At 62.4% G+C, this 22,787-nt stretch carries 22 protein-coding genes; 10 read left to right on the top strand and 12 right to left on the bottom strand.

Annotated features, from left to right (window positions below):
* Complete coding sequence (gene cas3, locus ACTNBZ_RS05795) at window positions 1-2,403, bottom strand: CRISPR-associated helicase Cas3' (RefSeq protein WP_441208729.1); 2,403 nt, start codon at window positions 2,401-2,403, stop codon at window positions 1-3.
* Window positions 2,404-3,165: 762 nt separating this feature from the next.
* On the opposite strand from cas3, the gene ACTNBZ_RS05790 reads away from it, so the two are divergent.
* From ACTNBZ_RS05790 to ACTNBZ_RS05765, 6 genes are all read left to right on the top strand, one after another.
* Window positions 3,166-4,050, top strand: coding sequence for a helix-turn-helix domain-containing protein (locus tag ACTNBZ_RS05790; RefSeq protein WP_441208728.1), 885 nt, complete (start codon window positions 3,166-3,168; stop codon window positions 4,048-4,050).
* Entirely contained in the window at window positions 4,047-4,772 is a 726-nt protein-coding gene (locus tag ACTNBZ_RS05785) for an ABC transporter ATP-binding protein (RefSeq protein WP_441208727.1), read from the top strand. Before ACTNBZ_RS05790 ends, ACTNBZ_RS05785 begins: the two co-directional genes overlap by 4 nt.
* A complete protein-coding gene (locus tag ACTNBZ_RS05780; RefSeq protein WP_441208726.1) occupies window positions 4,769-5,512 on the top strand; it encodes an ABC transporter permease in 744 nt (247 codons plus the stop codon). Before ACTNBZ_RS05785 ends, ACTNBZ_RS05780 begins: the two co-directional genes overlap by 4 nt.
* Window positions 5,513-5,713: 201 nt before the next feature.
* Complete coding sequence (locus ACTNBZ_RS05775) at window positions 5,714-6,109, top strand: DUF5655 domain-containing protein (RefSeq protein ID WP_441208725.1); 396 nt, start codon at window positions 5,714-5,716, stop codon at window positions 6,107-6,109.
* Between the two features lie 10 nt (window positions 6,110-6,119).
* Window positions 6,120-6,617: a DUF3795 domain-containing protein gene (locus ACTNBZ_RS05770; RefSeq protein WP_441208724.1), complete on the top strand. Its 498-nt coding sequence runs from the start codon at window positions 6,120-6,122 to the stop codon at window positions 6,615-6,617.
* Between the two features lie 142 nt (window positions 6,618-6,759).
* The gene (locus ACTNBZ_RS05765; RefSeq protein WP_441208723.1) at window positions 6,760-7,425 is read left to right on the top strand and encodes a methyltransferase family protein; all 666 of its coding nucleotides are present in this window, start codon (window positions 6,760-6,762) and stop codon (window positions 7,423-7,425) included.
* Between the two features lie 125 nt (window positions 7,426-7,550).
* On the opposite strand, the gene ACTNBZ_RS05760 is transcribed toward ACTNBZ_RS05765, so the two are convergent.
* Genes ACTNBZ_RS05760 through ACTNBZ_RS05745 form a run of 4 tightly spaced genes read right to left on the bottom strand, consistent with a single transcriptional unit; the run spans window position 7,551 to window position 9,916 of the window.
* Complete coding sequence (locus ACTNBZ_RS05760; RefSeq protein WP_441208722.1) at window positions 7,551-8,378, bottom strand: TrmH family RNA methyltransferase; 828 nt, start codon at window positions 8,376-8,378, stop codon at window positions 7,551-7,553.
* Window positions 8,379-8,389: 11 nt separating this feature from the next.
* Window positions 8,390-8,632: a thioredoxin family protein gene (locus tag ACTNBZ_RS05755; protein ID WP_441208721.1), complete on the bottom strand. Its 243-nt coding sequence runs from the start codon at window positions 8,630-8,632 to the stop codon at window positions 8,390-8,392.
* A gap of 9 nt (window positions 8,633-8,641) precedes the next feature.
* Window positions 8,642-9,577 (bottom strand): CobW family GTP-binding protein, encoded by a 936-nt coding sequence (locus ACTNBZ_RS05750; protein WP_441208720.1) that lies wholly within the window; start codon window positions 9,575-9,577, stop codon window positions 8,642-8,644.
* On the bottom strand, window positions 9,578-9,916 hold the full coding sequence (locus ACTNBZ_RS05745; protein ID WP_441208719.1) for an ArsR/SmtB family transcription factor: 339 nt from the start codon (window positions 9,914-9,916) through the stop codon (window positions 9,578-9,580). It lies immediately after the preceding gene.
* 197 nt (window positions 9,917-10,113) lie between these two features.
* On the opposite strand from ACTNBZ_RS05745, the gene ACTNBZ_RS05740 reads away from it, so the two are divergent.
* The gene (locus ACTNBZ_RS05740; RefSeq protein ID WP_441208718.1) at window positions 10,114-11,286 is read left to right on the top strand and encodes an NAD(P)-dependent malic enzyme; all 1,173 of its coding nucleotides are present in this window, start codon (window positions 10,114-10,116) and stop codon (window positions 11,284-11,286) included.
* Window positions 11,287-11,367: 81 nt separating this feature from the next.
* Here the strand turns inward: ACTNBZ_RS05740 and ACTNBZ_RS05735 are convergent, their stop codons facing one another.
* Together ACTNBZ_RS05735 and deoD are read right to left on the bottom strand one after the other, a co-directional pair.
* Window positions 11,368-12,987 (bottom strand): NAD(P)/FAD-dependent oxidoreductase, encoded by a 1,620-nt coding sequence (locus ACTNBZ_RS05735; RefSeq protein WP_441208717.1) that lies wholly within the window; start codon window positions 12,985-12,987, stop codon window positions 11,368-11,370.
* 12 nt (window positions 12,988-12,999) lie between these two features.
* On the bottom strand, window positions 13,000-13,710 hold the full coding sequence (gene deoD / locus ACTNBZ_RS05730) for a purine-nucleoside phosphorylase (protein ID WP_441208716.1): 711 nt from the start codon (window positions 13,708-13,710) through the stop codon (window positions 13,000-13,002).
* A 186-nt stretch (window positions 13,711-13,896) separates the two neighbouring features.
* Between deoD and ACTNBZ_RS05725 the strand changes: the two genes are divergently transcribed.
* The gene (locus ACTNBZ_RS05725; protein WP_441208715.1) at window positions 13,897-15,000 is read left to right on the top strand and encodes a glycosyltransferase family 4 protein; all 1,104 of its coding nucleotides are present in this window, start codon (window positions 13,897-13,899) and stop codon (window positions 14,998-15,000) included.
* Window positions 15,001-15,009: 9 nt separating this feature from the next.
* Window positions 15,010-16,542 carry an O-antigen ligase family protein gene (locus ACTNBZ_RS05720; RefSeq protein ID WP_441208714.1) on the top strand — a complete coding sequence of 511 codons (1,533 nt, stop codon included), beginning with the start codon at window positions 15,010-15,012 and terminating at the stop codon, window positions 16,540-16,542.
* A gap of 441 nt (window positions 16,543-16,983) precedes the next feature.
* On the opposite strand, the gene ACTNBZ_RS05715 is transcribed toward ACTNBZ_RS05720, so the two are convergent.
* Both ACTNBZ_RS05715 and ACTNBZ_RS05710 read right to left on the bottom strand, forming a co-directional pair.
* Window positions 16,984-17,301 (bottom strand): HNH endonuclease, encoded by a 318-nt coding sequence (locus ACTNBZ_RS05715; protein ID WP_441208713.1) that lies wholly within the window; start codon window positions 17,299-17,301, stop codon window positions 16,984-16,986.
* Window positions 17,302-17,553: 252 nt separating this feature from the next.
* Complete coding sequence (locus ACTNBZ_RS05710; RefSeq protein ID WP_441208712.1) at window positions 17,554-17,904, bottom strand: hypothetical protein; 351 nt, start codon at window positions 17,902-17,904, stop codon at window positions 17,554-17,556.
* Window positions 17,905-18,442: 538 nt separating this feature from the next.
* On the opposite strand from ACTNBZ_RS05710, the gene rpoN reads away from it, so the two are divergent.
* Window positions 18,443-19,813: an RNA polymerase factor sigma-54 gene (gene rpoN / locus ACTNBZ_RS05705; protein ID WP_441208711.1), complete on the top strand. Its 1,371-nt coding sequence runs from the start codon at window positions 18,443-18,445 to the stop codon at window positions 19,811-19,813.
* 42 nt (window positions 19,814-19,855) lie between these two features.
* Here rpoN and ACTNBZ_RS05700 read toward each other — a convergent pair whose 3' ends face one another.
* The 3 genes from ACTNBZ_RS05700 to murC form a co-directional block, all read right to left on the bottom strand.
* A complete protein-coding gene (locus ACTNBZ_RS05700) occupies window positions 19,856-20,317 on the bottom strand; it encodes a threonine/serine exporter family protein (RefSeq protein WP_441208772.1) in 462 nt (153 codons plus the stop codon).
* Window positions 20,318-20,322: 5 nt separating this feature from the next.
* Complete coding sequence (locus ACTNBZ_RS05695; protein ID WP_441208710.1) at window positions 20,323-21,099, bottom strand: threonine/serine exporter family protein; 777 nt, start codon at window positions 21,097-21,099, stop codon at window positions 20,323-20,325.
* Window positions 21,100-21,232: 133 nt separating this feature from the next.
* Window positions 21,233-22,609 (bottom strand): UDP-N-acetylmuramate--L-alanine ligase, encoded by a 1,377-nt coding sequence (murC, locus tag ACTNBZ_RS05690; protein ID WP_441208709.1) that lies wholly within the window; start codon window positions 22,607-22,609, stop codon window positions 21,233-21,235.
* Between the last annotated feature and the right edge of the window lie 178 nt (window positions 22,610-22,787).

The raw sequence follows: 22,787 nt of genomic DNA, 5'->3' as shown, positions 1-22,787 counted from the left end.
TTACACCTCCCAAAATTGTGCCGCAGTCCCGTTGAGTGAGAGACCGGTCTTCTCGTCATAAAACCCTTCCGCCAGGACCCGGACGCTGTCATCGCCGTCCCGGGTGGGCAGCAGGCCGTGATCCCGCTCCAACTGCTGCCGCTGGTATTGATACAGGGAAACGGTGTACGGCTTGGCCCGGTCCAGGCAGCTCTTCCGGTATGCCAGGTCCCGCGCGGCCCGGTCGGAACCCAGATCGGCGATCACCGTCCGGCCTTCTCCATATGGAACGATGACGTCGATGCTGTCTTCGTCATACACCTGAAACAATTTGCCGGCCAGTTGAAAGGCCTGATTCAAAAAATAGGTCCCATGGGCCTCCGCCCGGTCATCCGAGAAATAGGTATTATCGGCCAGAAGGGAAAAAATCGTATAGTGCTTGTCCTGGATCCTGTAATCCTGAAATCCTTCCGGCATCTCCTGGTAAAGCCGGCGATAGTAGTAGCCGATGGCCTCGTCGGAGGACAGATCGTTCCGGAACCGCTCCGGCCGCTGGCGGTACTGCGCCAGCAGTTCACCCGTGGCGTCCTTTCCGCGCTGAATGTCCGGAAGCCTTGCCAGGTTCTCATTTTGGCACTGCACCAGGCAGACCGGCGCAGGTCCGGTCTGCTCGCCGTTGCGGTTGCAGCGCCCGGCAGCCTGTACCACACTGTCCATTCCTGCGGAAAGCCGGATTACCCGCTCAAAGGAGATATCCACGCCCGCCTCGATCACTTGTGTGGACACGCAGACCGTCTTTTCACCCGCGGCCAGTGCGGCCTGAAGTCCGGCAAGGGCAGCCCGGCGGTGGGCTGTACACATGGCGGCGGACAGATGGCAGCAGCGGAAGCCGCATCCGGACAACTTCTGATAGAGATACGCCGCCTCATCCTTCTTATTGCATACAATTAACAGGCTGTTTGCTTTTTCCAGAGTTTCCAGCGCAAAGGCCGGGAGATCCTCCAGCCGCAGATTTCCGGCGTTCCGGATCTGCGTTCTGCAGAATGCGCTCCACAGTTCGCGGTCATAGGGGACGATATCCTTTGGAACGGATGCCAGCGGATGTGCAGCTTTTTCCAGACAGGGCTGTGTGGCGGAGCAAAGTACCACGGTCGCTCCGCAGATCTCCGTCAGGAAGTTCACCGCCAGATTGAAAAGTGTCAGCATTTTCGTGGGCACGGTCTGGACTTCGTCCAGGATGATGACGCTGTCTGCCAGGGACTGAAACCGGCGGATGGAGGTGGTCTTTCCGCTGAACAGGGTGTTCAGCAGCTGAACCAGCGTGGTAATGATGATCGGTGCGCTCCAGTCCTCGGCCAGAAGCTCCTGAAGATCCAACTCCTCTGGATCTTCCTGTGTGCGGACCAGGTTGGAGTGGTGTTCCAGAATCATACTGCCGTCACCCACATAGTCCCGGATGACCTGGGCGTTCTGTTCCAGAATCGTCAGCAGCGGCGCGGTGAAGATAATACGGGATTTGTTCCACTGTGCGGCATGGGCCAGGGCATAGCGCAGAGAACTCAACGTCTTGCCCGCGCCGGTGGGCACATTCAGACGGTAGATGCCGCCGGGCTGCTCCGCAAAAAGCCGGCACTGGTCTGAGATCTGCCTCCGGGCTTTTTGGATGCCCGTCTCGGATGGGAAACGTTCCAGTTTTCGCTCCATACGCTGCAGGCAAGCTTTCCACATCGGGCGTCTGTCTTCCGGGAACGGGGGCCGGGCAACTCCGGTCATAAATTCTGCGGTATCCCGGCGGTCGCCCTGGATCACCGCTGACAGCAGCAGCCGTGCCATAAGCCCCACATAGAAGGGGAGCTCCTGCCGGGCGAGCGCGGCGTCTGAACACAGCCGGTCCTGGATCTTTTCAAAAACTGCTGTCAGCTCCAGGCAGGCCGCCCGGAATAACGAATCGATTTCATCCTGGCCGGCGCAGCTGTTCAGAAAGTTTTGCACGGATTCATGATATTCGCTGTCATGGGATAAAAGCCTGTGCTGGAAGCCGGAAGTGCGGGCCTCTCCCACGCAGTCAAATAATCCATGGTGGGCGCCGATTGCAAACGCCAGAAGTTCGCATGTGATGTCATCGTAAGAAACCGGCTCCGGTCCGTGGTGCTGCTCCAGCAGCAGCCGCGCCCCCGCAAAGGTATGTACTACTGCCCCGCGCCGGACGGATTCACCATTGGCAGCACGTTCAATGTATGCCCGGAACTGCGGCGTGGCTTTGCCCAGATCGTGCAGCAGCCCGGCCAGATAAGCCGCATGGGACAAGCCGATATCAGACAGGCATTCCGCAGCACAGCGCGCGGTACCGCGGCAGTGTTCCCCAACGGTTTGGATGTCCTGCGTACCATCTTTTTGAATGCGTATATGTGCCGGAAATCTCATCATACAGCCTCATCTCCACTCGTATCTTGTTATCTGTCTTACGGTCGTCGTTCGCCCTGCAGTTTGCCGGAGTACAATCACTGGATTTAAATCTGTTATATCGGATGAGCTGTTCGTATCTGTCAGGAGAAATTGAACAAATATCTTTTTTATAATCATAACACAATTTAGCAATATATACAACTTTTTTAATGGCGGACGTAATAGATCTTATGTTTGTCAAAGGCATCATGGAACGCCGCCTGGTTATCGCACCTCGCATAATGGGCATATTCCGCGCGAATCAATCGCAATGTGGTCCGCGCAGCAAACTTGTCCTGCGCTGCGTTGAAAGGGTCAGGATCCTCTGTTTTTAGTCAGTTTAACACTCTGCGTGTCCCAAAAACCGGACAGCGCTCAATGTTTCAGCGCTGTTGCCGGCATAATAAACACCCTTTAAAGATCCTGGGGATCATGATGAGCGGTTGGATCCGAAGTTGGATATCAAGTTCCAAAACGGTCGGATGGTTTACGGCGGAACCGGGCAGAGATCTTGCCAGGCTAAAAAGGAAAGAAATCGAGAACTGGCAAGGGGGCGCATGGCCAAAAAGATGGGCTGCCGGGAACGGCTGGATGCAAGGCCTTTTCAGGATCGGGCAAGGTAGGAGCGAGGACACGCCGCCAAAGAAAGCGGCGTGTCCTGATTTATCTCATTTGGCAAGAAAAGTCGAGAGGAACGTGCGGAAACGCAGTAAAATATATTCTGCAATGGGGGTGAAAGGCATGAAAGAGCAGACACTGGCCGTCCAGCGGATGCAGGACTATATCGAGCGGAATCTGGCCGGGGACATCAATTTATCTGACCTTGCGCAGGTATCGCTGTTTTCCCCCTGGTATTCCTACCGCCTGTTCCGGGCCTATCTGGATCTGACGCCCACGGAATATATCCGCAAGCTGCGGCTCTCCCGGGCGGCAATGCGGCTGCGGGAGGGGAAAAGCCGCGTGATCGACGCAGCCCTTGACCTGGGCTTTTCCAATGTGGATACCTTTACCAGAGCGTTTTTCCGGGAGTTCGGACGCAATCCCGGCGATTATGCGAAAGACCCGGTCCCCATCCCGCTTTTCATCCCATACGGCGCGAAATACAGAGAACTCAGAAAAGAGCGGATGGATATGCCGGATCTGCAGACAGTCTTTGTCCAGGTCATCCGCAAGCCGGAGCGCCTGTGCATCATCAAACGGGCCGTCCATGCGGAGAATTATTTTCCGTATTGCGAGGAAGTGAGCTGCGATGTGTGGGGCATTCTCATGAGTATGCACTCTCTCTGCGGCGAGCCGGTGTGCATGTGGCTGCCCCAGCGGTACAAGAAGCCGGGTACCTCCACCTATGTACAGGGGGTGGAGGTGGAAACGGATTACCTGGGCGCCGTTCCGGAGGGCTTTGACGTCATCCGGCTGCCGGAGGCGGAGTATCTGATGTTCCAGGGGCAGCCCTTCCGGGAGGAGGATTACTGCCAGGCCATTCAGGCGGTGCAGCACGCCATGGACGGTTATGACCCCACGGTGATCGGGTACCGGTGGGATGACGGGAATCCCCGCATCCAGCTGGAGCCCCGGGGCCAGCGCGGCTACATCGAACTGCGGGCGGTAAGGAGGATCGAAAAATGAGCGATGCAATCTGTGTCAGAGGGCTTACCAAGTCCTACAGCGGCAGAACGGTTTTGAATCGTCTGGACCTGTCCGTAAAGGCGGGGACAGTGTTTGGCCTGCTGGGGGCCAACGGAGCAGGGAAGAGCACCGCCATCGAATGTATGCTTGGCACAAAAACCGCGGACAGCGGAGCGGTCCGCCTGCTGGGGCAGGACCCAAAGCGGCAGCGCCGGGAACTGTTTGAGAAGATCGGCGTGCAGTTTCAGAAGGGAGATTATCAGCAGGAGATCAAGGTGTTCGAGCTGTGTGAGGAGACAGCCTGCCTGTATCGGGATCCGGCGGACTGGAAAGAACTCTGTAGCCGCTTCGGCATTGGAGACAAGCTGAAAAATACTGTAAAAAGCCTCTCCGGCGGGGAGCGCCAGAGGCTTTTTATCGTTCTGGCGCTGATCCCAGACCCGGAGCTGGTCTTTCTGGACGAGCTGACCACCGGCCTGGACGCCAGAGCCCGGCGCAGTGTCTGGAAGACCCTCACGGAGCTGAAAAAACAGGGGCTGACCATTTTCCTCACCTCCCATTTCATGGATGAGGTGGAGGCCCTCTGCGATGAGATATGCATTCTGAAAAAAGGCAGCGCAGTCTTTTGCGGCACGGTGGAGGAAGCCAAGCGCAAATGCGGCTGTGAAAAATTTGAGGACGCCTATCTGATGCTGTCGGACGAGGAGGGAGAGCAAGCATGAGGCGGTTTTTCATACTTCTGAAGAACGAAATGAAGCTGAGCATCCGGGATATGAACATGATCATTTTCGCACTGCTGATGCCGCTGGCCATTCTGGTCATCCTTGGTATCATTTACGGTGCCAAACCGGCCTATGACGGCGCGCCTTACACGTTTATAGAGCAGTCCTTCGGCGCGGCCTGCGCCGTTTCCATGTGCGCCGGCGGCCTGATGGGGCTGCCGCTGGTGGTCTCCGACTACCGGGAGCGCAAGATCCTCAAACGGTTCCGCGTCACGCCTGTCAGCCCCGCGCTGCTGCTGGGCGCGGAGCTGACGGTCTACATCCTGTACTGTGCGGCATCCCTTGCGACGCTCGGGATCACGGCTGCCCTGTTCTGGAAGGTCAGGATCCACGGCTCTGTCTGGGCCTTTCTCGGAAGCTGGCTCATCACCATGCTGTCCACCCTCAGCATCGGCATGCTGGTGGGCGGCCTTGCAAAAAATTCCAGACAGGCCGGAGTCATCGCCTCTATTCTTTATTTTCCGATGCTGATCTTCTCCGGAACCACACTGCCGGTGGAGGTGATGCCCCGGATGATGCAGAAGGCCGTCAGCCTGTTCCCCCTGACTCAGGGCATCACTCTGATGAAAAACGCCTTCCTGGGTATCTCCGCGGGAAATGTGCTGCTGCCTGCGGCGGTCATGACCGGCGTGATGATCCTGTGTACGGGGTTGGCCATCCGGTTTTTTCAATGGGAATAGGATCAGGCACTTTCCATATCAGAAAAAGACTGTGTAAAAAAGTTCGATCCGCCCAGGCGCGCTTTGACCTCATTCTATTTGCGCCGGCGGATGTTCTAATAAGAAATGGCAAGTGAGGGAGCCGGGAAAACAGCGATACCGGCTTTCTCACTTTCGGCCGGTATGGTATAATGAAGATATCCATTGAAGGGAGGACCGGCCGTGAATACTTCGGAGCACTATTATGCCGACATGCTGTTTTATTTTGAAGGCAAGCCTTTGGAACTGTCGCTGTACGAGGCGCTGTTCCGGCGGATGGAGGCAGAATTTCCGGACGGGACCGTCAAGGTGCAGAAGAGCCAGATCAGCTTTTACGGCAGGCATCTCTTTGCCGCCGCATCCCTGCCGGTGCGGAGGAAGAAAAATTGGCCGGAGCACTGTATCGTGGTAACCATCGGGCTGCCCTGCCGGCTGGATTCGCCCCGGGTGGCCGTGGCAGTGGAGCCTTATCCCAACCGCTGGACCCACCATGTGCTGATATCCGAGACGGGGCAGATCGACGGTGAACTGATGGGCTGGCTGCGGGAGGCATGGGCCTTTTCCGAGCGCAAGCGCTGAAGGAGGGACCATGAGCGAATACGCCTATGGATACTGTGGGATGCCCTGCGCCCTGTGCAGCCGGTACCGGACCGGGGGAAAGAGCCGGTGTCCCGGCTGTTCTCACGACGGTTACTACACCGAGCCCTGCAAGGTCCACCGCTGTATCCGGGAAAAGGGACTGGATCACTGCGGCCTGTGCGGGGAATTTCCCTGTGTGAAGCTGGGCAGGATGGGGGACTTCAGCGATCTGAACACGGGCCATGCCAAGGAGCGTACCTGCCGGGCGGTGGCGGAGAGGGGATTTGACCTCTGGCTGCGGGAATACGAGGCCAGGGCCGACTTGCTTACCGTGGCCCTGGAGCAATACAACAACGGCAGGATGAAACGGTATCTCTGCGAGCTGTTCCTTCAGCAGGATCTGGAGACCCTGCGGGAGATCATGGCCCGGGCGGAGGCCCTGTGCAGTACGCCCGGGGAAAAGGGGAAGGCCTTTCGGGAGATCGCCGAAAGTGTGTTAAGTGAATAAGAGCTGTCTGTAAAAGCGAAAAACAGCCGATCGGGAGGAATGGATATACAGGGCCGTGATGGCGGCTGCGCAGAGCAGGGGGAAAATTGGAACATAAAGCGTTTGACGCCCCGACATGGGGAGAGATGGAAAGGATAGTCGTATGAAACTGATGACGCAGGCGGGGCTCAAGCTGCTGTCGGGTCTGGCGGCCATGGGGCTGCTGCTCTTCCTGCCGGCAGGCACCTGGCACTATCCGGGGGCGTGGCGGCTGCTGGCGCTGCTCTTTATCCCCATGCCTGTCGTGGGGACGGTGCTGTATGTGAAGGCCCCCGATCTGCTGCGGAAGCGGCTGAACAGCAGAGAGAGTGAGCCGGAGCAGAAAAAGGTGATCGGACTGTCCGCGCTTGTGTTTATCGCCGGATTTGTGCTGGCGGGGCTGGACTTCCGCTTTGGCTGGACGGCGCTGCCTCTTCCCGCCGTGGCGGTTGGCGTGGTGCTGTTCTGCGCCGCCTATGGGCTGTATCTTGAAGTCATGCGGGAAAATGCCTACCTCTCCCGTACGGTGGAGATCCAGAAGGACCAGAAAGTCATCGACACCGGACTGTACGGTGTCGTGCGGCACCCCATGTACGCCGCTGTGGCGCTTCTGTTTCTCTCCATGCCTCTGGTACTGGGGTCCGGAGTCGCCGTGATCCCTTTCCTGTTTGTCCCGGCCATACTGGCCAGGCGGATCAGAAATGAAGAGCAGGTGCTGGAGAACGGCCTGCCCGGATACCGGGCTTACAAGGAAAAGGTCAAATACCGGATGATCCCGCTGGTCTGGTAGGAAGCGTCATGAAAGACGGTGGGAGGCCATCCCGGCGGAATACCTGAGAAAGGCCCTGTAACGAGAAAAAAGACCTCCCGTCCCATAGGGACGGGAGGTCTTGATATGTCTGGAAAAGCCGGGTGCTACCGTACCCGGAGCTGCCAGAAGGCAACCGCGCTGGCGGCGGCCACATTGAGGGAGTCCACCTGGTGGGACATGGGGATGCGCACCGTGTAGTCGCAGGCGGCAATGGTGTGGGGGGAGAGGCCGTCCCCCTCGGTGCCCAGCACGATGGCCAGCTTGTCCGTCCCGGCCAGGCGGGGGTCCTCAATGCTGACGGAGGTGTCGTTCAGGGCCATGGCGGCGGTCTGGAAGCCCAGGGCCTGCAGCTGCTCCAGACCGGGGTGGGGCCAGTCGCCGCTCTCTCTGCCGATGCGGGTCCAGGGCACCTGGAAGACCGTGCCCATACTCACCCGTACCGCCCGGCGGCACAGAGGGTCGCAGCAGGTGGGGGTGAGCAGTACGGCGTCCATTCCCAGAGCTGCCGCCGAGCGGAAGATGGCACCCAGATTGGTGGAGTCCACGATGCCCTCCAGCACGGCCACCCGGCGGGCCCCGGCGCACAGCTCCGCCATGCCGGGCTGCGGGGGACGGCGCATGGCGCACAGCACGCCCCGGGTCAGCTGGTAGCCGGTGAGCGTGGAGAGCAGCTCCCGGTCCCCGGTGTAGACGGGCACGCCGCCGCAGCGGGCGATGATCTCCCGGGCCTGGCCTTCGATGTGCCGGCGCTCCATCAGCAGGGAAATGGGGACGCATCCGGCGTCCAGGGCACGCTGGATGACCTTGGGGCTCTCGGCGATGAACACGCCCTTCTCCGGCTCCAGACGGTTGCGGAGCTGGGCCTCGGTCAGATGGGTAAAGACCTCCAGCCCGGGAGCGTTCAGGTCCCGGATCTCAATGATATCGGACATGGCGGTCACCTTCAGTCCCGGGCGGCGGAGAGCAGGGCGGCGATCTGGTCCACGCCCGCCACCCGGCCGCTGAGGACCAGCACGCCGTCCACCATCAGGGAGGGGGCGCTCATCACGCCCAGGCGGACGATATCCATCAGATCCTGTACCTTCTCCACGCGGGCCTCCAGACCCAGCCGCTCCACGGCCCGGCAGGTGTTCTCATAAAGGCGGCTGCAATCCGGGCAGCCGCTGCCGATGACTTTGATATCCATGGATGCACCTCAATTCTTCAGTTTCATGGGAAGGCCCACCGTGTCCCGCCAAGCCTGGTCGACCACCCGGATGACCTGGGGGCCGATCTTGGAGAGAAAGACCAGCTGGGACTCCTCATGGGGCGGACAGGGCCGGTAGTCCACCAGCTCCTCCACCACGTCCACCTGCCGCCAGCCCTCTTCCAGATGGAAGAAGCCCTTGATGCGGTAGCAGGAGGGAAGCACGGCAGCGAGGAAGGCGTCCAGCCGGGGCCGGGGCAGCTCCCCCTGGAACCACAGGGAGATGCTCTTGGGCTTGTTGTCCGGCCGGTTGAGGGAGTCCTCACAGGGTGCCCATTGGCGGGCCATCAGGTCCTGGTCCAGAAAGGCGGTGCCGATATCGCCGTCCACACAGGTCGCCACCGCGCAGACGGGATTGACCTTCTCCACGGCCTCCAGTACCTGCCGGAGCTGATCGGGGCTTACCAGGTCGGTCTTGTTCACCGCGGCCAGGTGGCAGTGGGCCAGCTGGCGGTCCACCGTCTCCACGTCGGAGAGCTGCTCCGGGAAGTGGAGGGCGTCCACCAGGCAGATCACCCCGCGAAGCTCATACACCTCCCCGGCCAGAACGGCCACGGCGCCGAGGATCTCCTCGATATTGGAGGGATCGGCCAGGCCGGAGCTCTCCACGAACACGTATTCCAGATCCTGCTTACTCAGCTCGGCCAAAGCCTGGACAAAGGTGAGCTTCAGGCAGGAGCAGAAGATAGAGCCCCGGCCGATCTCGGTCATGGCGATGCCGTCCCGGCGGAGAATGTCCCCGTCGATGCCCAGCTTGCCGAATTCGTTCTGGATAATGCCGATCTTCCGGCCCTCCATGGCGTCCAGCAGGTGAAGCAGCAATGAGGTCTTGCCCGCGCCCAGAAAGCCGGTGAGTACATAGAGCTTGATGCGTTTGGAGTCCATTCAGACACGCTCCTTTTCGTCATTTTCGCAGCCTGTCCCGCAGGCGCAGGAGAGGCCGCCGGTGGGACTGAGCAGTTCCACCAGCAGCTGGGCCGCCCGGCGGCTGCCCGCCTCGCTGATGGAGTAGTGGGTCCATTTGCCCTCCCGGCGGGCTTCCACCATGCCGGAGTCGCAGAGGATCTGCATGTGGTGGGAGAGGGTGGACTGGCTGATGTGCAGGTCCTCCAGCAGGACGCAGGCGCATTTTTCGCCGCTGCGAAGGAGCTGGAGGATCTGCAGGCGGTTCTCATCACAGAAGGCCCGGAAGACCCTGACCTGTTCCCGGTAGGGGGAGGGCATGGGATCACCTCATATCGAATAAAATCGATATCAGAGTAGCACGAAACAGCCCCAATGTCAAATTGTTTTTCAGATGCGCGGAAAGAGTGGAAAAAGAGGAAAAGCTCCGCTATAATATATCCGCACCACCCGCTGCGCTGCGGCGGAGCAGGCGCGGCGGCGATCAGAGCCCGTCATACAGCAAGGAGGCTATCAACATGGATTACGCAAAGGAATCGCTTCGTCTTCACTATGAGTGGAAGGGCAAGCTGGAGGTCACCCCCCGGGCGGCGGTGGACAGCAAGGAGGCCCTCTCTCTGGCCTATACCCCCGGCGTGGCCCAGCCCTGCCTGGAGATCCAGAAGGATGTGAACAAGAGCTATGAACTGACCCGCCGGTGGAACACGGTGGCCGTGGTCACCGACGGTACCGCCGTGCTGGGCCTGGGCGACATCGGCCCCGAGGCCGGCATGCCGGTGATGGAGGGCAAGTGCGTGCTCTTCAAGGCCTTCGGCGGCGTGGATGCCATCCCCCTGTGCGTGCGCAGCCACGACGTGGACGAGATCGTGAACGCGGTGGCCCTGATGGCCGGTTCCTTCGGCGGCGTGAATCTGGAGGATATCTCCGCCCCCCGCTGCTTTGAGATCGAGCGGAAGCTGAAGGAGAAGTGCGACATCCCCATCTTCCACGACGACCAGCACGGCACCGCCGTCATCACCCTGGCCGGACTGCTCAACGCCCTGAAGCTGGTGGGCAAGAAGATCGAGGACGTGAAGATCGTCACCTCCGGCGCGGGGGCCGCCGGCATCGCCATCATCAGGCTGCTCATCAGCATGGGCCTGAAGAACGTGGTCATGACCGACCGCGCTGGCGCCATCTACGAGGGCCGGGAGGGCCTGAACCCCATCAAGGCCGAGATGGCGAAGATCACCAACGCCCACCGGGAGAAGGGGACCCTGGCGGAGGTCATCCGTGGGGCCGATGTGTTCATCGGCGTGTCCGCCCCCGGCACCCTGACGAAGGAGATGGTGCAGACCATGGCAAAGGACGCCATCATCTTCGCCTGCGCCAACCCCACCCCCGAGATATTCCCCGACGAGGCCAGAGCCGGCGGCGCCGCCGTGGTGGCCACCGGCCGCAGCGACTATCCCAACCAGGTCAACAACGTGCTGGCCTTCCCCGGCATCTTCCGGGGGGCGCTGGACGTGCGGGCCAGCGATATCAACGACGCCATGAAGGTGGCCGCCGCCAGGGCCCTGGCCGGATTGGTGTCTGATGAGGAGCTCAGCGCCGAGTACATCCTGCCCGCCGCCTTCGACCCCAGAGTGAAGGACGCGGTGGCCGCCGCGGTGGCCCAGGCCGCCCGGGAGAGCGGCGTGGCCCGGATCTGAGCCGGAGCCGGAACAGAATAAGAACGTCCGGAGCGCCACTGGCGCTCCGGACGTTTTTGGTTGAGAAAGAGGGGAAGGAACTTACTCCGCCGTGGCCACCGCCTCGGCCACCCGGACCCCGTCCACGGCGGCAGACACGATGCCGCCGGCGTAGCCCGCCCCCTCGCCGCAGGGGTAGAGGCCCCGGAGGCCGGTGGATTGCAGATCCTCCCCCCGCAGGATGCGCACGGGGGAGGAGGAGCGGGTCTCCACGCCGGTGAGGACGGCGTCGGGGCTGGCGAAGCCCCTTACCTTGCGGTCGAAGAGGGGGAGAGCCTCCCGCAGGGCGCCGGCCACATAATCGGGCAGGCAGCGGGAGAGGTCGGTCCAGGTGACGCCGGGCCGGTAGGTGGGGAGCACCTTCCCCGGCCCCTGGGAGGGCTGCCCCGCCAGAAAGTCCCCCACGGTCTGGGAGGGGGCGTGAAAGATGGGGGTCTCCTCCTGAAAGAGCGGAGCAAGACCGCCGGTGCCCAAGTCCCAGGCGGCCCGCTCCCACTGCTCCTGAAAGCGCACGCCGGCCAGCGGGTCATCTCCCGGGAAATCCTCCGGCCCTACGCCCACCAGGAAGCCGCCGTTGATGTTCTCCCCGTCCCGGGCGCGGCAGCTCATGCCGTTGGTGACCACCTGGCCGTAGTCCGAGGCGGCGGCCACCACCTGCCCGCCGGGACAGACGCAGAAGGTGTAGGCCGAGCGGCCCGAGGGCAGATGGCAGGAGAGCTTGTAGTCCGCCGGGGGCAGCTTGTCCCACACATCGCCGAACTGGGCGGCGCTGATGTCGGCCTGTTTGTGTTCAATACGCACGCCGATGGCAAAATTTTTCCGTTCCATGGGCAGGCCCATCTCGCGGAGCATGGCGAAGGTGTCCCGGGCCGAGTGGCCGGGGGCCAGGATCACCGTGTCGCAGGGCAGCTCATAGGGGCCGGTCTCGGTCATGACGGTAATACCGCAGACCCTGCCCTTTCGGGTGTGGATGGCGGTGAGCCTGTTCTCAAAGCGCACGTCGCACCCCAGGCGGATGAGCTCCAGCCGGAGGTTTTTCACCACCTGGCGGAGGATGTCGGTGCCGATGTGGGGCTTGTGGCTCCAGGCCACGTCGGCGGGGGCGCCGAACTCCACCAGCGCGTCCAGCACGGCGGGGATGCGGCTGTCATGGGTGCCGGTGGTGAGCTTCCCGTCGGAGAAGGTGCCTGCGCCCCCCTCGCCGAACTGCACATTGGAGGTGCGGGAGAGGGCGCCGGTGCGCCAGAAATGCTCCACGTCCTGCGCCCGCTCGTCCACATCCCGGCCCCGCTCCAGCACGGTGACGGGGATGCCGTTCCGGGCCAGCGTGAGGGCGGCGAAGAGCCCGGCGGGGCCCATGCCCACCACCACCGGGCGGAGGGAGGAGGCCCGGCGCACCGGGGGGAAGCGGTAGGGCTTCCGCTCCACCTTTGACACCTGCCTGGACCGGCACCGGGCCAGCACCCGGTCCTCCCGGGGGACGCTGACCTGCACCGAGCAGACCAGGTGGACGTCGTTTTTCTTCCGGGCGTCGATGGACTGGCGGATCAGCCGCAGCTCACCGATGTCCCCCGGGGGAACGCCCAGCACCCGGGCCGCCCGCTTTTTGAGCTGCTCGGGCGTACCGCCCACCGGCAGGGAAAGACTGTTAATCTGGATCATGGGCGGACTTCCTTACGCCAGACGGGCCGCGGTCTCCAGCGCCACCTCCATCATGGCGGTGAAGGCGGTCTGCCGCTCCTGGGAGGAGGTCTCGCGGTGGGTGAGCAGCTCGTCAGACACGGTGAGCAGGGTCATGGCGTTCTTCCCCGCCCGGGCGGCGTTGCAGTACAGGGCGGTGGACTCCATCTCAAAGGCCAGTACACCCATCTTGCGCCAGGCCTCCACCGGGGAGATGTCGTCATAGAAGGTGTCGTTGCTGCACACGTTGCCCACCGCGCAGCGCAGCCCCCGCTCAGCGGCGATGGCCTCGGCGGTCTTTACCAGCGGGAAGGAGGCGGTGGGGGCGAAGAGGCCGGGGAGCTGGTACTGGCCGGCAAAGTGGGAGTTGCCGCAGGCCCCTAGGGCGATGACCAGGTCGCCGATGCACAGCCCCTCCTGGATGGAGCCGGTGGTGCCCACCCGGATGATGTTCTCCACGCCGTAGAAGTGGAAGAGCTCATAGGAGTAGATGCCCATGGAGGGGCAGCCCATGCCGCTGCCCTGGACCGACACAGGCACGCCCTTGTATGCGCCGGTGTAGCCCAGCATGCCGCGTACGCCGTTGACCTGAACGGGATCGGTGAGAAAGGTCTCGGCGATGAATTTGGCCCGCAGGGGATCGCCGGGCATGAGGACGGTCTTGGCGTAGGCGCCCTCGGGCGCTTCGATGTGGGGAGTGGGCATAGAGATTCCTCCTTAAATGGTATTTGAGCGGTTTTCTCCATTGTATCACAGGGGACGCGGACGCGCCACCCGCTTTTTCCGGCAGACGGGACAGGAAGAAACAGTGGACAAACCGGGGCTTTGACGGTACAATAAAGAATAAGGCTCTGTGCCTGAGTACAAGAGAGAAAGGGAGGCATCCTTCCCATGATGAAGGTCCTCTATTTGCTGAATTTCGCCGGGAAAGCCGGCACCGAGCGGTATGTGGAGACGCTGGTCCGCTACCTGAACCACACAAAGGTGGAGGCCCACTTTGCCTACAACGAGGGGGGACTGCTGGTGGAGCGGCTGGAGGCGCTGGGCGTGCCCTGCCGCCGGATCGAGATGCGCCGCCGCTTCGACTTCAGGGCTGCCAGGGAGCTGGCCGCCCTCTGTAAGGAGTGGGACATCGACCTGGTCCACTGCCACTACCTGCGGGAGCACTATACCGCCCTGCTGGCCAAGAAATACAATCCCCACATCCGGGTAATCTATACCAACCACTTCGTCATGGCCAACGACGCGGTGACCCGGCTCTCCAACCGCTGGATGGACAAGCGGCAGGACCAGATGATCGCCGTGTGCAACCGGGGCAGGGAACAGCTCATCCGGAACGGCTGGTCGGGCGAGCGCATCCAGGTCATCTTCAACTCGGTGGACCCGGCGGTGTGGGCGGGGGACCGGTCGGAATCCACCCTGCGGCAGGAGCTGGGGCTGAGCGATGACCGTTTCGTGATGCTCTGCGCCTCCCGCTTTGCCGGGGACAAGGGACACAAGTACCTCATCGACTCGGTGAAGCGGCTGACCACCATCACCGGCGTGCCCTTCACCCTGGTGCTGGCGGGGGACGGCCCCCTGCTGGAGCCGGCCAAGGCCCAGGTCAAAGAACTGGGCCTGGAGGACTGCGTGAAGTTCATCGGCTTCCGCAAGGACATCAAGAACCTCTACAAGGGCTCCGACCTGTACGTCAACTCCTCGGAGCACGAGGCCCTGTCCTACCTCATCATCGAGGCCATGGCCGCCGGTCTGCCCGTCATTGCCACCGACATGGGCGGCAACCGGGACATCGTCAACGACGAGGCCGGCTGCGGACTGCTGGTGAAGTACGACGACCCGGTCTCCATGTCGGACGCCATGAAGCGCCTGATGGAGGATAAGGAACTGCTGGAGTCTTGCCGTCAGGGGGCTCTGCGTACCATCGACGAGAAGTTTGAGATCCACAAGTGGATGGACAAGACCTTCGCCGCCTATCAGGCGGCCATGAACAGATAGGAGCGGCCCATGTCGATCGCGGAAAACAGTATCTTCGCAGGCTTCTTCCTGCGGCTCTGGTGCGTCCTCGCCGGCGCCTGGAGCGGGAGCAATCTGGGCCGGGCACTGGACCGGATGGGCCGGGCCGTGGTCCGGTGGGTCCAGGGCAGCGCCCTGTGCCAGTTCGTCTGGCGGGAGGGACGGCTGGTCAAAAGCTGGCCGGACAGCCTGGTCCGCACCCTCTTCACGCTGGTGCTCAATCTGCCCTGCGCCCTGGCCAGATGGCTCTACCGGGCGGGAAAACGGATCTGGGACGGCAGTATCGCCTTCCGTCTGGTCTCCGCCGTGGGCGGAGCCAGCTTCCTGTTCCTGGGGCTCTTCCTGCTGGTCATGCTGGTGGCGCCCCACAGTATGTGGAACAATCTCTACGGCCTGATGGGCGCGGTGGGGCTGACCATTCTCTTCGTCCTGGGCAGCGCCGCACGGCCCAGGCTCCGGCTGGAGGCCGGACTGCTGGGCCCCTACATGGTCTTTTACCTGATGTGCATCGGCGGCGCCTTTGTCACCAGCCTGTCCAGCCGCCTGTCCCTGCGGTTCTTCCTCTTCCACGCCACGGCCTTCCTGCTGGTGCTGCTGGTGGTGAGCTCGGTGCAGAAGGTGGAGCAGCTCCGCCTGGTCATCGCGCTGGCGGTGTGCGGCATCACGGTGGCCGCCCTCTACGGCTGTTATCAGAGCTACGTAGGGGTGGAGGTGGTGGCTTCCCAGCAGGATATGACCCTCAACTACGGCATGCCCGGCCGGGTCTATTCCTTCTTTGACAACCCCAATAACTTTGCCGAGCTACTGGTGATGCTCATCCCCCTGGACTTTGCCCTCTTCCTGGGGGCGAAGGGGTGGCGCGGCAGGCTGTGGTCGGCTGCGGCCCTCATCCCCTGTGTGGCAGCCATCGGTTTTACCTACTCCCGCTCCGGCTGGATCGGCCTGGCGCTGGCGGTGATGGTGTTCATCGCGCTGGAGAACTGGCGCCTGATCCCCGTGATGGCGGTGGCCGGCGTGTGCGCCATCCCCTTCCTGCCTGAGACCATCTATAACCGCATCCTCACCATCGGCAATATGAAGGATTCCTCCACCAGCTACCGCTTCGCCATCTACGACGCCTCGGCTACCCTGATGAAGGACTACTGGTACCGGGGCGTGGGCCTGGGCACCGACGTAATGCAGCGGACCTTCCGGGCTTACCCCGCCATGTTCGACGGCAGCTTCCCCATTCACACCCACAATAACTATCTCCAGATGTGGGGCGAGACCGGCATCCTGGGCCTGATCTCCTATCTGGCGGTGCTGCTCCATGGACTCAAGAGCGGCGTGAAGGCCTATTATCAGACCATGGACCGTCAGGTGCGGCATATCCTGGCCGCCGCGCTGGGCGCCTTCTGCGGCATCCTGGTCATCGGCGTGGCCGAGTACACCTGGTTCTACCCCCGGAACATGTTCATCTACTGGTTCCTCTTCGGCGTCATCATGACCTGTGTGAAACTGAGCCGGAACAGCCGCAGGGCCTGAGAAACACAGCACCGCGCCGCGGGATGTCCCGCGGCGCGGTTTTTTTGTCCTCATACTGATTTCAAATAAAATGCTTTATTTGAAATCCCGCGTGCTGTGCACGCTCGTGCCGCACATACGTGCGTCACGGCGTCTCATAAAAACCTGACGCGCTTCGCGCTATAAAAAGCAAAAGCCGGCTTTTTCCGGCAGGCCGGGGCGCTGTGCGCCACGGCGTAAGCCCCGAGGCACACACTACAGGGCCAGGAAGCCCGGCCCCGAGCGGCCCAACGGGCGGCCGCCGGGGAGGGCCAGTGCCCCCCAAACCACCCCATGAACTCAACAAAACATCATATTTTGATGCGGTTTGCGCAAGCAAACCCAGCAAAATACCTTGTTTTGTTGTAGTTCATCCGGAAATCTATTGGAAATCGGGGCCTCCCGCAGGAGGCCCCGCTCCTTCTACCGCTTCTCCCAGGGATCCCAGGTCTCCCCCTGTTCGGCGTAGAGGTCTGCCAGGTAGCTCACCACGTCCAGTTCCATTTCCATCTTCAGGTCTGTGCCGTCCGCTCCTGTGTTGCGCAGGTCTATGCCGTGGCAGGCGGCGTGACAATCGGCGCAGAGGCAGATTAGGTTGTGTGGCGTGTTGCCGCCGCCCCTGGAGCGCGGCACGGCGTGGTGAATCTGGATGTACTTGGGGCTGTCGCAGAGGGCACACCGGTACCCGTCGCGGCGGTACACGGCCTTTCGGACGCTGTTGGGGATGTTGGCTGAAATCATGTTCAAGTCCTCCTTGTATCTGGCTCCCGAAGCCTCGGGGCATCTCCCATGCACCGCCCCAGTCAAGGGCGGGCGCAAGCCCGCTCGTGAAACCCTTGACGGGGCGGTACAATGGGAGTGCGCGAGGCTTACTTTGCCAGGCTACCGGTAGGAGGCCCCTAAGGGCTCGGGCGCTTCCCCTGCGGCGGGCGGGCCGTCATGCCCGCCGCACGTGCCCTCCATATTGTACCAGGCCACCAGGATAACCACAAGCTATTGTGTTTCCTCCATGGCCTTGACCAGGGCATCGTATACCCAGCGGTACAATGAAACGCCTGTTCGAGCGGCGCAGTCCCGGCAACGCTCGGCCATGTCTGAAGGTATCCTGGCTCCCACCAGCTGGCGGCGCTTCCTGTCCGTGGCGGCATCGCTCCTGCGGCGCTGTTCTGAGCGGCCCGCCGCGGCTCCCACGCCCTCAATGGCGTCCAGGATGCTCCACCTCTCGAGCGGGTCTTTCAGCTCCATGGCGGCGTCCAGGGCGGCTCTCATGGCCTCCCGCTCGTCCGCTGTCATGGCCCTGGCTCCCTCCTGAAAGCGGGCTGTTCGCCTTTCCTCCCTGGTCATGTAGTGGCTCCCTCCTGTCGGTATGTCATGCTTCCAGTGTTCGCATTTCTCCCGGTCACACCCTGTCCCATAAACTGGACAGAGGCCGAACGGATGGAACCCAGGCTGGACGGCACACTCCCCGTCCCCCACGTCCCGCCAGTCCCTTAGTGAACGCTTCATCTCTCAATCCTCCCTGCGCTCTGCGCATACCGTACCTTGTGGCGGCGTCTCATAAAAACCTGACGCGCTTCGCGCTGTAAAAAGCTTTTCAAGCTTTTTAACAGGTTTTAGTATCACATCACAGAGCAAGGGATATGCCAAGTTCAGGCGGCGATTGAAATAAAACAGCCCTTGTGGTACAATAGCTTCACTTAGCGAGCCGCCGCGCCAGCGGTGGGGAGCTTAGTGAAACTTGTGCCTGTGGTGCAATAGCTTCACTTAGCGAGCCGCCGCGCCAGCGGTGGGGAGCTTAGTGAAACTTGTGCCCGCGGTACAATAGCTTCACTTGGCCAGCCGCCTTCTCGGCGGCGGAGAAGCATTCGGTAAGGTGATTCGGATGGAACTGAAGGTCGTACAAAAACAGGCCCAGGTCCTCTCTCCCATGATGATCCAGTCCATGGAGATCCTGCAGATGGGGGCTCAGGAGCTGGCCGAATTTGTGGAAAAGACCCTCCAGGAGAACCCGGTGCTGGAGGCGGAGGACCACAAAGAGCACAGCCGGGAGGAATTCGCGGACCTCAGGCGGAAGCTGGAATGGCTCCAGAGCAGCGACCGGCAGAACCATGCCTATTATCAGCAGGACGACGAGGACGCCCCCCTGGCTGACCTGGGAGTGGTGGAGGATGAGGAGCGTAGCCTGTACGGCCATCTCCTGTTCCAGCTCCGGGGCCTGAAGCTGGAGAGCGGGGTGCGGGAGGGGGCGGTCTTTTTGGCCGAGAGCCTGGACCGCAGCGGATGGCTGGACGAGGATCTGCCTGCGCTGGCGGAGGCTGCCCGCCTGCCCCTGCCGGTGATGGAGCGGGCGCTGGAGGTCCTCCAGTCCCTGGACCCGGCGGGGGTGGGGGCACGGGGCCTGAACGAGTGCCTGTGCATCCAGCTGCGGCGGAAATATCCCCGGGACAATCTGGCGCTGCGGGTGGTGCAGGAGTGCCTGGAGCCCCTGGCCCGGAATCAGTACGGCCTGATCGCCCGTACCCTGCGCGCTGACGCCGCCGCTGTGCGTGCGGCCTGCGACCGCATCCGGGGGCTCGACCCCCGGCCGGGAGCGGGTTTCGCCGGCCGGGAGGAGACTTCTTATGTGACCCCCGATCTGATTGTGTCATGGCAGTATGACCACTTTGAGGTCCAGCCCTGCCGCACGGGCATCCCGACGCTGAGCCTGAGCGGGTACTATACCCGGATGCTGAAGGAGAGCGGGGAGCAGGAGGTGCAGGACTATCTGAGCGACAAGGTGCGGCAGGCCAAATGGGTGATGCACAGCATCGAACAGCGGCAGAGCACCCTGCTCGCCTGCGCCCGGTGCATCCTGGAGCTGCAGGAGGAGTTCTTCCGCCGGGGTCCCGGCCATCTGGTGCCCATGACCCTGGCCGACGTGGCCGGTCGGGTGGGGGTCCATGAGTCCACGGTGAGCCGGGCGCTGAGGGATAAATACCTCCAGTGCGACCGGGGCACCTATCCGCTGACCTACTTTTTCTCCCGCAAGCTGGGAGAGAGCGGGTCGGGGGACGCGACCCCCGACCGGGCCAAGGCCCTGCTGCGCCGCCTCATCGACGGGGAGGACAAGGCCAGGCCCCTGTCTGACCAGAAGCTGTGTGAGCGGATGGAGCGGGAGGGCTGCCCCATTTCCCGCAGGACGGTGGCCAAGTACCGGGAGGAGCTGGGCATCCCCAGCACCGCGGGACGAAAGCGGTATGAACAGATGCCATAGATACAAAGGTCCGGAGCGCGTTTCGCGCTCCGGACCTGTTCATTACAGGGGGGCAGAGTCCCGGGTGTCCACGTTCCGCTTCCAGCCGAAGAGCCGGTCGGGCAGGGAGTAGGCCGCCAGGATGCCCAGGGCGATGGCCACGGCCAGCTTCAGGGTGGTGGAGGCCGCCTCGGAGGCCTGGAGGGGATGATCCATGAAGATGTGATAGGCGGTGTTGTAGATGGCGGCGCCGGGGACCAGAGTGAAGATGCCGCACACCAGGAAGAGAAGGGTGGGGGTCCGCCGCAGTGTGGAGAACCAGCGGGAACAGGCGGTGAGGACCAGCGTGGCCACAAAGGTGGCCAGCACCGGAGAGGCGGTCCACAGGCCCACCAGCCGGTATACCAGCCAGCCAATGGCCCCCACCAGGCCGCAGTAGGGAAAGTGGCGGGGCGGCGCCTGAAACAAAACGGAGAAGGCCACGGTGCCCGCCGCCGCGGCCAGTACCTCCCATATGAGCTGCATCGGATTCACAGGGCGATCCCTCCCAGCACATGGTTCCACACAGTGAGCACGCTGCCCACTCCCACCGCGATGCAGCCCGCCACCAGCACCGCGTCGGTCAGCCGGACCAGACCGGCGATGTAGTCGTTTTCCATAAAATTGCGCACCGCGATGGTCAGGGCCACCCCGGGGACCAGGGGGAAGATGGAGCCGATGATCATCTTGTCCAGATGGGGCCCCACCCCCAGGCGGAACATCAGGCAGCAGAAGAGGGTGACCAGGGCGCTGCTGAGGATGTTGGACATGACCTTGCGCACGGAGAACCGGCTGCAGACGCCCAGCAGGAAGGCGTAGAGCAGCAGCCCGGCCAGAAAGGCCATGGCGCAGTCCCTGAGGCAGCCGCCGAAGAGAAAGCAGAAGCACCCGGCGCCCACGCCGGAGGCCAGAGTCTGGGCCAGCGGCCCGGCGCCCCGGATGTCCCGGATCCGCAGGACTTCCCTGTGGGCTTCCTCGGGGGTGAGGGCCCCGGCGGCAATGCGGCGGGACAGGTCGTTCATGGCCTCCACTTGAGCCAGATGGATGGAATGGAGGGGGATGTGCCTGACCTGGCAGGAATAGTGTTCCCCCTCCACCACGGCGGAGAGAAAGATGCCGTTGGCAATGGTGAACACGCTGCACTGGCGCAGTCCGAACCGCCGGGCGGCGCCGCTCATCAGCTCGTTGGTGCGGAAAATCTCGCCGCCGCTGGAGAGCATGGTCTCCCCCAGCAGCAGCACCAGGTCGAATATCTCTTTCTCACGCAAGCTCATCCCTCCTTCTGTCAGGATGACTCTACTGGAAAACTGCCGGTTTGTCAAGAAGAAGGGAGCGCGGGGAGAAAAGAAAACGCGGGCCGCCCGGAGGACGGCCCGCGAGGAAGCAGGTATGGGGAAACAGTCAGTCTTTCTCAGACACCAGAGCCTCGCCTACAGTGTAGATGTCGCCGGCGCCCACGGTGAGAATGAGATCGCCGGGCCGGGCCAGCTCCCGCAGGCAGGCGGTGACCTCCGGCAGGGTGGCGAAGTACCGGCTGCCCGGGATCTCCCGGCACAGGTCCCGGGAGGAGATGCCGATGTCGTTGGTCTCCCGGGCGGCAAAGATCTCGGCCAGCAGGGTGATATCGGGCTCCCGCAGCACCTGGGCAAACTCGTGGAACAGGGCGTGGGTGCGGCTGTAGGTGTGGGGCTGGAAGGCACAGATGATCCGCTGGTAGCCCAGACGGCGGGCGGCGGCGAAGAGGGCCTTGAGCTCTCCGGGGTGGTGGGCGTAGTCATCATAGACTTCGGCGCCGTGGTAATCGCCCTTGTGCTCGAAGCGGCGGCCCGCCCCGTGGAAGCCGGAAAGCCCCTTCTCCACCGCGGCGGCGGGGAAATGAAGGGCGATGGCGGCAGCGGCGGCCGCCAGGGCGTTTTTCACATTGTGGATGCCGGGGACCTGAAGGGCGATGTGGGCGAAGGGCTTGCCCTGATAGACCACGTCAAAGACGGGCAGCCCGTCATGCCACTCCAGATGGGCGGCGTGGACGTCGCCCTCCTCCAGACCGAAGGTCATCATGGGCCGCGTCTCCCCCCGGAGGGCGAACATGGTGTTCTCGTCGTCCCGGTTGGCGATGATGAGGCCGTTTTCCGGCACCCGGTCGGCAAAGGCCCGGAAAGAGTGCTCCACGTCGTCCAGGTCCTTGAAGAAGTCCAGATGGTCAGCCTCGATGTTGAGGATGACAGCGATGGTGGGGAAGAAGGAGAGGAAGGAGTTGCAGTATTCGCAGCTCTCCAGAATGATGGTGTCCCCGTGGCCCACCCGGTGGCCCGCCCCCAGCAGGGGCAGGGTGCCGCCGATCATCACCGTGGGGTCGGCGGCAGCGGCCATGGCGATGTGGGTGCACATGGAGGTGGTGGAGGTCTTGCCGTGAGTGCCCGAGATGCACAGGGCATTGCGGTAGGAACGCATGATGGAGCCCCAGGCCTGGGCCCGCTCAAAGACCGGGATGCCGTTGGCGTGGGCCCGGACGATCTCGGGGTTGGAGTCATGGACGGCGGCGGTGCGGATGATGAGCTCCGCCTCCCCCACGTTTTCAGCCCGGTGGCCGATGGCGATGGGGATGCCCAGGGAGCGGAGATGCTCCACCGTGGGGCCCTCCCGCATGTCAGAGCCGGTGATGACCATGCCCATGCCGTGGAGCACCTCCGCCAGCGGGGCCATGGACACGCCGCCGATGCCCACCAGGTGGGCCCTGCGGCCGGGCAGCATATAGTCATGGATGTCGTGATCGACCATGGGTTTACACAACCTTTCCGGAAGTTTATAATAATTATCATAAAATCTGTGATCGTTTTTAAAAGATGGTTGATTGTAAAATCAAGTTGGACACTTGAGTAAAAAATCCATAGTGATTTCTCTCCCCGTGGTAGAATGAAGTTACCACACAACTTCTACAGAGGGAGGGCAATCACTA

The organism is Pseudoflavonifractor sp. HCP28S3_F10 (assembly GCF_052065415.1).
Taxonomy (GTDB): Bacteria; Bacillota; Clostridia; order Oscillospirales; family Oscillospiraceae; genus Pseudoflavonifractor_A.
This window is presented reverse-complemented; position numbering and strand designations above follow the sequence as displayed.

Bases quoted from the DNA above. Each gene is read 5' to 3' on its own strand.
- ACTNBZ_RS05770 (WP_441208724.1), top strand. From the start codon at position 6,120: ATGAGCGAATACGCCTATGGATACTGTGGGATGCCCTGCGCCCTGTGC.
- deoD (WP_441208716.1), bottom strand. From the start codon at position 13,710: ATGCCCACTCCCCACATCGAAGCGCCCGAGGGCGCCTACGCCAAGACC.
- ACTNBZ_RS05755 (WP_441208721.1), bottom strand. From the start codon at position 8,632: ATGGATATCAAAGTCATCGGCAGCGGCTGCCCGGATTGCAGCCGCCTT.
- ACTNBZ_RS05750 (WP_441208720.1), bottom strand. From the start codon at position 9,577: ATGGACTCCAAACGCATCAAGCTCTATGTACTCACCGGCTTTCTGGGC.
- murC (WP_441208709.1), bottom strand. From the start codon at position 22,609: ATGGTCGATCACGACATCCATGACTATATGCTGCCCGGCCGCAGGGCC.
- ACTNBZ_RS05715 (WP_441208713.1), bottom strand. From the start codon at position 17,301: ATGATTTCAGCCAACATCCCCAACAGCGTCCGAAAGGCCGTGTACCGC.
- rpoN (WP_441208711.1), top strand. From the start codon at position 18,443: ATGGAACTGAAGGTCGTACAAAAACAGGCCCAGGTCCTCTCTCCCATG.
- ACTNBZ_RS05725 (WP_441208715.1), top strand. From the start codon at position 13,897: ATGATGAAGGTCCTCTATTTGCTGAATTTCGCCGGGAAAGCCGGCACC.
- ACTNBZ_RS05740 (WP_441208718.1), top strand. From the start codon at position 10,114: ATGGATTACGCAAAGGAATCGCTTCGTCTTCACTATGAGTGGAAGGGC.
- ACTNBZ_RS05760 (WP_441208722.1), bottom strand. From the start codon at position 8,378: ATGTCCGATATCATTGAGATCCGGGACCTGAACGCTCCCGGGCTGGAG.
- ACTNBZ_RS05735 (WP_441208717.1), bottom strand. From the start codon at position 12,987: ATGATCCAGATTAACAGTCTTTCCCTGCCGGTGGGCGGTACGCCCGAG.
- ACTNBZ_RS05700 (WP_441208772.1), bottom strand. From the start codon at position 20,317: ATGCAGCTCATATGGGAGGTACTGGCCGCGGCGGCGGGCACCGTGGCC.
- ACTNBZ_RS05780 (WP_441208726.1), top strand. From the start codon at position 4,769: ATGAGGCGGTTTTTCATACTTCTGAAGAACGAAATGAAGCTGAGCATC.
- ACTNBZ_RS05785 (WP_441208727.1), top strand. From the start codon at position 4,047: ATGAGCGATGCAATCTGTGTCAGAGGGCTTACCAAGTCCTACAGCGGC.
- cas3 (WP_441208729.1), bottom strand. From the start codon at position 2,403: ATGAGATTTCCGGCACATATACGCATTCAAAAAGATGGTACGCAGGAC.
- ACTNBZ_RS05790 (WP_441208728.1), top strand. From the start codon at position 3,166: ATGAAAGAGCAGACACTGGCCGTCCAGCGGATGCAGGACTATATCGAG.
- ACTNBZ_RS05710 (WP_441208712.1), bottom strand. From the start codon at position 17,904: ATGACCAGGGAGGAAAGGCGAACAGCCCGCTTTCAGGAGGGAGCCAGG.
- ACTNBZ_RS05720 (WP_441208714.1), top strand. From the start codon at position 15,010: ATGTCGATCGCGGAAAACAGTATCTTCGCAGGCTTCTTCCTGCGGCTC.
- ACTNBZ_RS05765 (WP_441208723.1), top strand. From the start codon at position 6,760: ATGAAACTGATGACGCAGGCGGGGCTCAAGCTGCTGTCGGGTCTGGCG.
- ACTNBZ_RS05745 (WP_441208719.1), bottom strand. From the start codon at position 9,916: ATGCCCTCCCCCTACCGGGAACAGGTCAGGGTCTTCCGGGCCTTCTGT.